This is a genomic window from Hymenobacter sp. DG01, assembly GCF_006352025.1.
Taxonomy (GTDB): domain Bacteria; phylum Bacteroidota; class Bacteroidia; order Cytophagales; family Hymenobacteraceae; genus Hymenobacter.
Map to the genome: position 1 here is coordinate 4,414,114 of NZ_CP040936.1, position 10,700 is coordinate 4,424,813.

The 10,700-nt window shown below is 58.0% G+C and carries 10 protein-coding genes; 8 read left to right on the top strand and 2 right to left on the bottom strand.

The features are described 5' to 3' along the window. Window positions 1-54: 54 nt before the first annotated feature. The gene (locus tag FGZ14_RS18845; protein ID WP_139925702.1) at window positions 55-540 is read left to right on the top strand and encodes a DinB family protein; all 486 of its coding nucleotides are present in this window, start codon (window positions 55-57) and stop codon (window positions 538-540) included. Window positions 541-560: 20 nt separating this feature from the next. Beyond that, on the top strand, window positions 561-1,370 hold the full coding sequence (gene dapF, locus FGZ14_RS18850; protein ID WP_139925703.1) for a diaminopimelate epimerase: 810 nt from the start codon (window positions 561-563) through the stop codon (window positions 1,368-1,370). A 245-nt stretch (window positions 1,371-1,615) separates the two neighbouring features. On the opposite strand, the gene FGZ14_RS18855 is transcribed toward dapF, so the two are convergent. Next, window positions 1,616-2,386, bottom strand: coding sequence for a hypothetical protein (locus FGZ14_RS18855; RefSeq protein ID WP_139925704.1), 771 nt, complete (start codon window positions 2,384-2,386; stop codon window positions 1,616-1,618). Window positions 2,387-2,602: 216 nt separating this feature from the next. Continuing rightward, complete coding sequence (locus FGZ14_RS18860; protein WP_139925705.1) at window positions 2,603-3,622, bottom strand: aldo/keto reductase; 1,020 nt, start codon at window positions 3,620-3,622, stop codon at window positions 2,603-2,605. Between the two features lie 133 nt (window positions 3,623-3,755). On the opposite strand from FGZ14_RS18860, the gene FGZ14_RS18865 reads away from it, so the two are divergent. From FGZ14_RS18865 to FGZ14_RS18885, 6 genes are all read left to right on the top strand, one after another. Then, window positions 3,756-4,274 (top strand): GNAT family N-acetyltransferase, encoded by a 519-nt coding sequence (locus FGZ14_RS18865; protein ID WP_139925706.1) that lies wholly within the window; start codon window positions 3,756-3,758, stop codon window positions 4,272-4,274. Window positions 4,275-4,440: 166 nt separating this feature from the next. Next, the gene (locus FGZ14_RS18870) at window positions 4,441-5,655 is read left to right on the top strand and encodes a glycosyltransferase family 1 protein (RefSeq protein WP_139925707.1); all 1,215 of its coding nucleotides are present in this window, start codon (window positions 4,441-4,443) and stop codon (window positions 5,653-5,655) included. Between the two features lie 160 nt (window positions 5,656-5,815). Continuing rightward, window positions 5,816-6,997, top strand: a complete 1,182-nt coding sequence (gene glf, locus FGZ14_RS18875) for a UDP-galactopyranose mutase (RefSeq protein WP_139925708.1) — start codon at window positions 5,816-5,818, stop codon at window positions 6,995-6,997. A gap of 192 nt (window positions 6,998-7,189) precedes the next feature. After that, window positions 7,190-8,497 (top strand): family 1 glycosylhydrolase, encoded by a 1,308-nt coding sequence (locus FGZ14_RS22135; RefSeq protein WP_257883281.1) that lies wholly within the window; start codon window positions 7,190-7,192, stop codon window positions 8,495-8,497. Between the two features lie 3 nt (window positions 8,498-8,500). Next, complete coding sequence (locus FGZ14_RS22140; protein ID WP_257883282.1) at window positions 8,501-9,430, top strand: SDR family oxidoreductase; 930 nt, start codon at window positions 8,501-8,503, stop codon at window positions 9,428-9,430. Window positions 9,431-9,637: 207 nt separating this feature from the next. Then, on the top strand, window positions 9,638-10,693 hold the full coding sequence (locus FGZ14_RS18885; RefSeq protein WP_139925709.1) for an acyltransferase: 1,056 nt from the start codon (window positions 9,638-9,640) through the stop codon (window positions 10,691-10,693). Window positions 10,694-10,700: the final 7 nt, after the last annotated feature.

The following is a 10,700-nucleotide window of genomic DNA, read 5'->3' on the forward strand; positions in this document are numbered from 1 at the left end:
TGGCACAGTCTCGGTGGGCACCGTATCTTCAGGGGAATACGAAGCAGAAGGAAGATGCCACACGAAATCAACCGAATTACCGACCAGCTGCAGCGGGCTTTTGATGGGGATGCCTGGTCCGGGCCTTCCCTGCAGCAAACCCTGGCCGACATCACGGCAGCGCAGGCCGCTGCCTACCCCCTGCCCGGCGTGCATAGTGTAGGGGAACTGGTGCGCCACCTTACTACCTGGGCTGCTACCGTAGCCTGGCGCATAGAGCAGCGGCAAGTAACTCCGCTCACCAATGAGGACTGGCCTGCCTACCCCACAGCGCCCGATGAAGCCCGCTGGCAGCAGGCCCAGCAGGAACTCCGGCAAGCCCACGAGCGGTTACTAACCGCCACCCAAACGCTGACGGAAGCCGACCTGGATACCGTGCTGAAAGAGGCACCCGGCCAGACGGCCAGCTCCCAAGTTTCGCTCTATATTCTGCTGCATGGCACCGTGCAGCATTATCTTTACCACGCCGGCCAAATAGCGCTGCTGCGCAAGTTTCTTTAATCTCTTTTTGCTTTCCCTCAGTGACGCTTTCCTTCTACAAATACCAAGGCACCGGCAACGATTTCGTGATGGTGGACGACCGTGCCCATCAGTTCGATGAGCACAACCACCAGCTCGTGCGCTTCCTCTGCGACCGGCGCCGCGGCATTGGGGCCGATGGCCTGATTCTGCTGCGCCAGCACCAGCAGTACGATTTCGAGATGGTGTACTTCAATGCCGATGGTTACGTGGGCTCCATGTGTGGCAACGGCGGGCGCTGCACCGTGGCCTTTGCCAAGCAGCTGGGGGTAGTAAAAGACACTACCCATTTTCTGGCCGCCGATGGTCCCCACGATGCCCGCGTGGATGCTGATGGCACAGTACACCTGCGCATGCAGGACGTCATCGGGCAGCAGGAGGTAGAAGAATACGGCGTGTTCCTGGATACGGGCTCGCCCCACCTTGTGCGTTTCCAGCCCGCCAGCACCCTGGCCGAGCTGAACGTGTTTACTGAGGGCCGGGCCATCCGCTACAATGAGCGGTTCCGGGAGAAAGGCACCAATGTGAATTTCGTGGAGGCCCCCGCTACCCCCGGCCAGCCCTGGCAAGTGCGCACCTATGAGCGCGGGGTAGAAGATGAAACCCTGAGCTGCGGCACCGGTGTTACGGCCGTGGCCCTGGCCGCCTCCCGCCGGGGCGCCACCAGCCCGGTGCACCTGCGCACTCCCGGCGGCGACCTGCGCGTGTCCTTCGAGGCCCATCCCGATGGCTCTTTCACCAGCATCTTCCTCAGCGGCCCCGCCACGCGGGTCTTCAACGGAAAAATTGAGGTAGCTGACCGGGCAAAATAGCTTTCTGGTAGAAGCAGCACAGTCAGCACAAGAACAGTCATGCAGAGGCGCAGCCGAAGCATCTCGCGTGCTGAGGTTGCCATGGTACTTGTCATTCCGAGCGCAGTCGAGGAATCTCGCGTGCTGACGTACGATTAGCACCACAACATCAGCACGCGAGATTCCTCGACTGCGCTCGGAATGACGTTCTGTTTATATAGGTTCCTCGCTCGGCTCCGAAAAACAGCTGTTTGTTAGCTTATCAATTATCCAGATGGCGTTTTGGCAAACGTTTTAAGCCGGATAGGTATGCCTAGTGTAGCGCTAAAGCCTGTTCCACGCACATGGAGCGTAGTGAAGCCGCGTTGCGAGTTGTATTGATAGTCAACGGGTACCAGAACCATGTCGGTAAGGCCTTGCGTGTAAAACACGCTTAGGTTTAGCCTTTCTTTACCCAGACGGTAGAAGCGTGCTGTTACACCGCCTATCAGAAAGCCACCCCATTTCCTTTTGACGGTAGGTGTTTCTCTAAACTCAATCGTATCGTAAAGCAGGCCTCCTCCAAGTTGGCCACACTCAAGGCAATTGTTGCCAATCCGGTTCAGGCCGCCGCCTAGTACGGCATCCAGCCTGAAGCTGGCAAGGTAAGTGTGCCGGATAGTATCTATTTCCTTGAGGTTATAGGCTCCGATGGTTCTGCTGACCAGCAAGGGCAGCTGGTGCATATACAGACTGGCTCCGTGCCCCTTCCATTCACCGTGGTACGGGTTGACGGTGTACTGTTGGGGCATTTGCAGACTATAAGACCACGCCAGGGCGCTACCGCTGTAACCAGCCGCGATACTCCATTTTTCTCTCATCTGCAAGCGTAGCATGGCTACTGCCTGTTCATCGAAACTGACGTCGCGAAGGGTGCTGTGCGCTTTAAAAGGCTTGGTGCCTTTGCCGAAATATGCTCCCTCCGCCTCATTGTGACTAATGCCCAGCTTCAGGTCAAGATACAGCTTGCTTTGCGCCTTCGCTCCTAATGCGAACATGGAGAGGGGTATAAGCAGTAAATAATATATGAAATTCATTGAATATATAAGCAGTAGTTAGAGCTAAGTAAATGAAACAACGAAAAGTATAATCGGATTAGTGTAGTCTGGTATATAAACATGAGGTTATAAATGCGCTTAAACCAACAATAAAAAACGCCGCGGACCCGGCGGGCTCACGGCGGTAAAACAATCGGTCAGCAAGCCAGAAGCTAGTTACAGCTGCCGGTCGCCTTTGGTGAAGTCCAGCATCCAGCCCGGGTACTCAGGAGCTAGCTTGCTAACCTCATCTAGCTGCTGCAGTTCTTCGGGCGAGAACTGTACGTCCACGGCCTTCAGGTTATCCTCCAGCTGGTCCATCTTTTTGGCCCCGATGATAACGCTACTCACCACCGGTTGGTGCAGGAGCCAGGCCAGGGCCAGTTGAGCCACTGTAGCGCCTTTGGCTTCGGCCATGGGCCGGAGCACGTCAATAATGTCGAAGGCTTTTTCCTTGTCCACGGGCGGGAAGTCGAAGTTGACGCGGCGGGCGCCTTCCTCGTTCTGGTTTTCGCGGTTGAACTTACCGCTGAGGAAACCACCGGCCAGCGGGCTCCACACCATCAGGCCTACCTTCTGATCCTGCAGCAAGGGTACCAACTCCCGCTCCAGGTCACGGCCTGCAATGGTATAGTAAGCCTGCAGCGAAACGTACTTTTCAACGTGGTTGTAGGTGGAGTAGCTCAGCGCCTTCATCAGTTGCCAGGCTGCCACGTTGCTGGCCCCGATGTAGCGGACTTTGCCGCTGCGCACTAAATCATCGAGGGCGCGTAGCGTCTCTTCCAGGGGCGTCAGCGGGTCGTAGCTGTGGGTTTGGTAGAGGTCGATGTAGTCGGTTTTCAAGCGGCGCAGGCTGTCATCCACCTGCTGAAAAATGTGCTTGCGGGTCAGGCCGGCATCGTTCGGACCTTCGCCCATCTTGCCGCGCACTTTGGTGGCCAGCACCACATCATGCCGCGAAATGCCCAGGTTGTGCAACGACTGCCCTGTCAGCTCCTCCGACAGGCCCTCGGAGTACACGTTGGCCGTGTCGATGAAGTTGATGCCGGCATCAAGGGAGCGTTTTACCAGCTCGTCAACAGCTTGCTGATCCAGGGAGCCGATGGCTGCCGCCCAGCCTTTGCCACCAAACGTCATGGTGCCCAGGCATAGCTCCGATACCTTCAGGCCGGTATTGCCTAGCAGGTTATATTTCATGTCAGGAAGATTAATTTGGATGATACCTGACTCAACTTCGCGGCCTGTAGGAATGTTGAAGTAAAATTTGGGCCTCATCCCTTGTTTAGCGGCAAGGCCCGTAGGTTTGCTACCCCCACTCACAGCCTGAACCATGCTCCGTTCCGAATTGATTTTTTTGCGCCCCCTGGAAGCCGAAGACCTCGATTTTCTGTACGCGCTGGAAAATAATCCGGAAGTCTGGGGTGTGTCCGACACGCTGGTTCCTGTGTCGCGGCACGTGCTGCGGCAGTACCTGGATAGTGCCGCAGCCGATTTTTTTGAGGTGCGGCAGCTACGGTTGGTTATTTGTGCAGTAGCTACTAGACAGGCCGTAGGTACATTGGATATTTTTGGGTTTGAGCCTTTGCACCAACGGGCGGGGGTAGGAATTACTATTTTATCGGAATTCAGGCAGCAGGGATACGCCCGCGCGGCTCTAATCCTGCTGCTATCCTACGCCCGGCAACAACTGCAACTTCACCAAGTCTATTGTACTATTTCGGTATTAAATGTAGCTAGCTTGCAGCTGTTTGAGGGAGTAGGATTCAGTAGGGTAGGGGTCCGGAGAGAGTGGCTTCGAACTCCTGATGGGTGGCAGGATGTTGTAGAAATGCAATATATTCTGGGCTGAGGTAATAAATATCCCGTATGTTAGGCTCAACAGAGCCCAGCGCATTTAGTTAGAGCTCATCTATACCCTTTTTTCACGGGTGGCGTATGAGGGATAAACAGTAGCCTGCCATCGTGCTGTACGGTCCGGCGAAAGCGTTGCTGTTCTAACGTATTATCCCGCCTTTATGTCGCTGTCTCCACCAGCGGAGCCGCCAGTGCGCGCCTCCCAGTCTTCCCTCGCTACCCAATCTGCTGCCCCTGCCGAAACGCTACCCTACGCCCTGCCTGATTTAGTTTGTTTTGCCCACCTGCACTGGGATTTTGTATGGCAGCGGCCCCAACACCTGATGTCGCGCTTTGCGCAACAGGGTCGGGTGTTCTACGTGGAAGATGCCTTCTACCACGCCGATAATCTGATTGAGCCGCACATGGAAGTGAAAGAGCGGCAACATGGCCTGAAAGTGCTGGTAGTTCACCTGCCAGATCATTTGCGCCACAACGAGGAAGCCTCCGAAGAGGCCCAATATGAAGTATTGCGTCAATACTTCACGGAGCACAACATCGAGAATTTCATTGCCTGGTACTATACCCCTATGGCCCTGGGCAAGTCGCGCAAATTCACGCCGGCGCTTACCATCTATGACTGCATGGATGAGCTGGCAGCTTTCAAGTTTGCGCCGCCGGCCCTGCGCGAGCGGGAGCAGGAGCTGTTCAAGAAGGCTGACTACGTATTCACGGGAGGCCATACGCTCTACGAAGCCAAAAGCCAGCAGCACTCCGATGCGCACCCCTTCCCCAGCAGCATCGACAAAGACCACTTCGGGCAGGCCCGCCAGGAAATGCCCGAGCCCGCCGACCAGGCTGGCATTGCCCACCCCCGCGTGGGTTTCTTTGGAGTAGTAGATGAGCGCCTCGACATTGAGCTGCTCCGCCAGCTGGCCGACGCCCACCCCGAGTGGCAGTTCGTGATTATCGGCCCGGTAGTGAAAATCGACCCGGCTATGCTGCCCCGCCAGCAAAACATCCACTACCTCGGGGGCAAAGACTACCAAGAGCTGCCCGCCTACCTGCGCGGCTGGGATGTGGCTACCCTGCTCTTCGCCGACAACGAAAGCACGAAATTCATTTCGCCCACCAAAACGCCCGAGTACCTCGCGGCTGGCCGCCCGGTAGTAAGCACCCCTATCCGCGACGTGGTGCGCCCCTACGGGGACCTGAACCTGGTGCACATAGCTGATAACGCCAAGGACTTTGGCGCCGCCATTGAAAAAGCCCTGCTTCAGCACCAGGATGCCGACTGGCGCCAGCGCACCGATGATTACCTCGCGACTATCAGCTGGGACCAGACCTGGCAGCAGATGGTGGCCTTGATGCAGAAAAAACTGACCGCTACCCGCTAGCGGATCATCTTAAGTTATCTGCCAACCGGCTGGTGCACGCAAGGGGCCGAAAGGCCACCAGGCTACCCAGCTACCCAGCTACCCTCCCCGGAATTCTCGCCCTCCTGTCCAACCCTGCCCGTTCATCCCCCTCATTCTTTCCTTAAAACTCCGCTTAGCTATGTTCGATTATCTCATCGTCGGAGCCGGATTTGCCGGCAGTGTATTGGCCGAGCGGCTCGCTACGCGCTCCAATAAAAAAGTGCTCATCGTAGATAAGCGCAGCCACATTGCGGGCAACGCCTACGACCACTACAACGAGGAAGGCATCCTGGTCCACAAGTACGGACCTCACATTTTCCACACCAACTCGAAAGACGTTTTCGAGTACCTCTCCAACTTCACCGATTGGCGCCCCTATGAGCACCGCGTACTGGCTTCCGTGGATGGCCAGATGGTGCCCATGCCTATCAACCTCGACACCATCAACAAGCTCTACGGCCTCTCGCTCAATAGCTTCGAGGTAGAGCAGTTCTTCGAGTCAGTAGCCGAGCAGGTACCGGTTATCAAAACGTCGGAAGACGTAGTGGTAAGCAAGGTAGGCCGCGAGCTGTACGAGAAGTTCTTCAAGAACTACACCCGCAAGCAGTGGGGCATGGACCCTTCGGAGCTGGATAAGTCGGTAACGAGCCGGGTGCCTACCCGCACCAACCGCGACGACCGGTACTTCACCGACACCTACCAGGCCATGCCGCTGCACGGCTACACCCGCATGTTTGAGCGCATGCTGGACCACCCCAACATCAAGGTGATGCTCAACACCGACTACCACGACATCGTGGACTTCATTCCCTTCAAAGAGATGATTTTCACGGGCCCCGTGGACGAGTACTTTGACTTCAAGTACGGCAAGCTGCCCTACCGTTCCCTGGAGTTCAAGCACGAGACATTGAACCAGGAAAATTACCTGGCGGCGCCGGTGGTGAACTACCCCAACGACAACCTGTACACGCGCATCACGGAGTTTAAGGCCCTCACCGGCCAGAAGCACCCCAAAACCAGCATTGTGTACGAGTATCCGAAGGCTGAAGGCGACCCGTACTACCCCGTGCCGCGCCTCGAAAACGCCGAGCTCTACAATAAGTACAAGAAGCTGGCCGACGAAACCCCGAACGTACACTTTGTGGGTCGCCTGGCTACCTACAAGTACTACAACATGGACCAGGTAGTAGCCCAGGCCCTGACGCTGTACAAGAAACTCACCGAAAAAACCGAAGAAGCCCAGAAGGCTGCCAAGCCCACCATCATCGGCTCGGCCTCCATTATGGAGAAACTGGTGCCCCGCGACCCGGCCAAGGAATAGCGCGCATCAAAATACCTGGTACCCAGAGTCTGTCACTCTGAGCTGGTAGCAAGAAGCCGATGGTAGCGGCTGCCCGGTGCGGGTAGCAACCCTCCGGCGCTTGCTCCCTGCTCAGGGTGACAGAGCTGTTTTCAGATGGTAGTAACTCAACACTGCCACCCTGATGCAAGGCAGCTACAAACGGATGGAAGTATGGAAAATGTAGAAGTATGGGGAGGTGTAGAGTGCACCATTCGGCGGGTTGGCGAGGGCTACTCCGACCAGCTCCTGAGCAGCGGACACCGCACCCGAATTGAGGACCTGGACCTGTTTGCTGAGCTGGGCATTAAAAAGCTGCGCTACCCCATTCTGTGGGAGCAGGTAGCCCCCGAAAGCCTGGACCACCCCGACTGGACCTGGACCGACGAGCGAATGGAGCGTTTGCGGGAGCTGGGCATTGACCCCATCGTAACGCTCCTGCACCACGGCAGCGGCCCGCGCTACACCGCCCTTCACAAAAAGAACTTTGTGCCCGGCCTGGCCCGCTTTGCCGGCATGGTGGCCGAGCGCTACCCCTGGATCAAGCACTACACCCCCGTCAACGAGCCCCTGACCACGGCGCGCTTCAGCGGCCTCTACGGCATCTGGTATCCGCACGCTCTCGACGACAAAACGTTCGTGCGTATTCAGCTCAACCACATCAAGGGCGTAAAGCAAGCCATGAAGGCCATCCGGCGGGTAACCCCCGACGCCCAACTGGTACAGACCGAGGACCTGGGCAAAACCCACTGCACGCCTAAGCTAAAAGCCCAGGCTGAGTTCGAAAACAGCCGCCGATGGCTCACTTTCGACCTGCTCTGCGGCCGACTTGACCAAAGCCACCTCATGTGGCCCTACTTGCGCAAGCACGGTGCTTCCGAAGCCGAGCTGCTGGAGCTGGTGCACGACCCCCTACCCCCCGATGTGCTTGGAATCAACCACTATATCACCAGTGAGAGGTTCCTCGACGACAACCACCACTATTTCCCGGCTCACCACCTGTGCCAGAGCGAGGCGCGGGTTGATTACGCCGATGTGGAGGCCGTGCGTGTACGGCTGGTGAAAATGGCCGGCATTCATGACTTGCTGCTGGAAGCCTGGGAGCGGTATAAGCTACCCATTGCCGTGACGGAAGTTCACCTCGACTGCACCCGCGAGGAGCAGATGCGCTGGATAAAATACGTCTGGGATGCGGCCAACCAGCTCAAGGAAGAAGGCGTTGACGTGCGCGCCATTACCATCTGGTCGTTGCTGGGCGCTTACGACTGGAACACCCTGCTGACCCGGGAAGGGGCTTTCTATGAAAGCGGGGTGTTTGATATGCGCGGGGGCAAGCCCCGCCCCACCGCTCTTTTCAAAATGGTAAAGGCGCTGGCTACTGAAGGCCAGTATCACCATCCGGTGCTCCGCAACAAAGGCTGGTGGGAGCGGGACGACCGTTTCCTCTACCACCATCATTGTCCCACCTCCAAGTCCACCTAACCCATGCAGATTCTTGACTTTAGTGACCTGTCCACCGCCCAGCTGCCGGCGCAGCCCCTGTTGATTGCAGGCGCTAACGGCACCCTGGGCCGGGCTTTCCAGCGCATCTGTGCCATACGGGGCATCGATTTTGTTGCCCTGAGCCGCCAGGAACTGGATATTTCCGATCCGCTTTCTGTTGAGAAGACCCTGACCCGCTACCAGCCCTGGGCCGTGGTAAATGCCGCCGGCTACGTGCGCGTAGATGAGGCCGAAACCGATTTCAGGGAATGCTACCGCCAGAACACGACCGGGCCGGCCATTCTGGCGGCGGCCTGTGCCTACCGCGACCTTCACTTCCTGACCTTTTCCTCTGACTTGGTCTTCGATGGTAGTAAGTTGGCCGCTTATGTGGAAAACGACACTCCGTGCCCACTAAATGTATATGGCAACAGCAAACGCCTGGCCGAGCGCGACGTGCTGCTGCGCATGCCGCAGGCCCTGGTAGTGCGCACCAGCGCATTTTTTAGCCACTGGGACGAATATAACTTCGTGTACGCGGCCCTGCACGCCGGCTACCGCAAGCAGGCCTTCGAAGCCGCCGACAATGTACTGATTTCGCCTACTTACGTGCCGGATCTGGTGAACGTGTCCCTGGACCTGCTCCTGGATGAGGAGCGGGGCGTATGGCACCTGGCCAACCAGGGCGCCTACACCTGGGCCGACTTGGCCCGCCTGGCCGCCGATATGGCCAGCCTGGACACTTCGTTTGTGGTGCCCCGCTCTATGCAGGCCTTTGGGTTGCCGGCCGCTCGTCCGGCCTATAGCGTGTTGGGTAGCCACCAGGGCAACCTGCTGCCTTCCGTTGAGGACCGCCTGCAGCAGTGCGTATCGGAGGTGATGACCACCCTGGCGGCTTCGCCCGAAGAAGAATCTATGGCCGTTGCCTCCTAGGCTACCGCGTCACCACATTCCTTTTACCGTCCCTTATCTCTTTTCCTTTCGTGAAAACCCCGCGCCTCAGGGTAGCGGGGTTTCCTCGTTTCAGACCCTGGCCCAAGCGTTGCCCCTCGGCGCCCCGATAGGGGAGGCCCAAAAAACGGTGGGGTGACGGAATGCGGCGGGCGGCTGTATTTTGCGCCCTATTTCTAGCTGCGCTCCATGCAAAACAACTTCGATGCCGTGCGCCTGGGGCTGGCCCTGACGGTGGTCCTGTGCCATTTGGCGGTGCTATCGGGGCTGCCGGCGTTTCAGCCTTTTCTGGCGGCATTATCGGCTGATTTTGCAGTGAAGGGCTTCTTCGTTATCAGCGGCTGCCTAGTTACGCGCAGCTTCCTGAGCAGTGCCAGCGGCCGGGAATACGCCGAAAAACGGGCTAGACGTATTTATCCGGCGTATCTGGTGACCCTGGGGCTGGCTTGGCTGGTGGGTTTGGTGAATACTACCCTCCCGGTAGGGGAGTACCTGGGGCACCCGGCTACCTACCGCTACCTGGGAGCCAATGCCATCTTCCTGAATTTTCTGCAGCCTACCCTGCCGGGCGTATTCGGGCAGCAGCTCGTGCCGGTGCTCAACGGCTCCCTCTGGACCATTAAGGTAGAGCTGTGCCTGTACGCCTGCGTGCCGCTGCTGGTGTGGCTCTGCCGCCGGCTGGGCCCCTACCCGGCTGTGGGGCTGGTGTACGTGGGAGCCCTGGCCTGGGGCTGGCTGCTACCCCATGTACCCGGCCTAAGCCCCCGGGCCGTAACCGAGCTCAGCCGGCAGTTTCCCGGCATGCTGCATTTTTTCGCCTTGGGGGCCCTGTTTACACTGCAGGAGCGCCGGCTAGGCCCATGGCTGGGCGGGTTAGCGCTGATAACGGGGGTAGCCTTCCTGCTGCTGCGCCACAACGCTGCGCGCGAGGTGATGGAGCCGGCCTGCTATGCCAGCCTCGTGCTGTTTCTGGCTACTCGCCTACCCGTTCAGCTCCCCCTGGGCAAGTGGGGCGACGTATCATATGGCGTCTATCTGGTGCACTTTCCGCTGATTCAGTTGTTTGTGTGCTGGGGCGTTTTCACGTCGGCCCCGTGGCTGGGGTTAGGTAGCGTGCTGTTGCTGATCTGGCTGGTGGCTTTCGGGATGTGGCACCTGGTAGAGAAGCGCTGGCTCCGGCGCAGCCCCCGCAACAGTGAGCCGGCGCAAAGCAACTGGGTTGCTGCCCGAGGTGGGAAGCCCTGAAATTACA

Coding starts and splice junctions, on each gene's coding strand:
- FGZ14_RS18845 (WP_139925702.1), top strand. CDS start 55: ATGCCACACGAAATCAACCGAATTACCGACCAGCTGCAGCGGGCTTTT.
- FGZ14_RS18855 (WP_139925704.1), bottom strand. CDS start 2,386: ATGTTCGCATTAGGAGCGAAGGCGCAAAGCAAGCTGTATCTTGACCTG.
- FGZ14_RS18860 (WP_139925705.1), bottom strand. CDS start 3,622: ATGAAATATAACCTGCTAGGCAATACCGGCCTGAAGGTATCGGAGCTA.
- FGZ14_RS18865 (WP_139925706.1), top strand. CDS start 3,756: ATGCTCCGTTCCGAATTGATTTTTTTGCGCCCCCTGGAAGCCGAAGAC.
- FGZ14_RS18870 (WP_139925707.1), top strand. CDS start 4,441: ATGTCGCTGTCTCCACCAGCGGAGCCGCCAGTGCGCGCCTCCCAGTCT.
- glf (WP_139925708.1), top strand. CDS start 5,816: ATGTTCGATTATCTCATCGTCGGAGCCGGATTTGCCGGCAGTGTATTG.
- FGZ14_RS22135 (WP_257883281.1), top strand. CDS start 7,190: ATGGAAAATGTAGAAGTATGGGGAGGTGTAGAGTGCACCATTCGGCGG.
- FGZ14_RS22140 (WP_257883282.1), top strand. CDS start 8,501: ATGCAGATTCTTGACTTTAGTGACCTGTCCACCGCCCAGCTGCCGGCG.
- FGZ14_RS18885 (WP_139925709.1), top strand. CDS start 9,638: ATGCAAAACAACTTCGATGCCGTGCGCCTGGGGCTGGCCCTGACGGTG.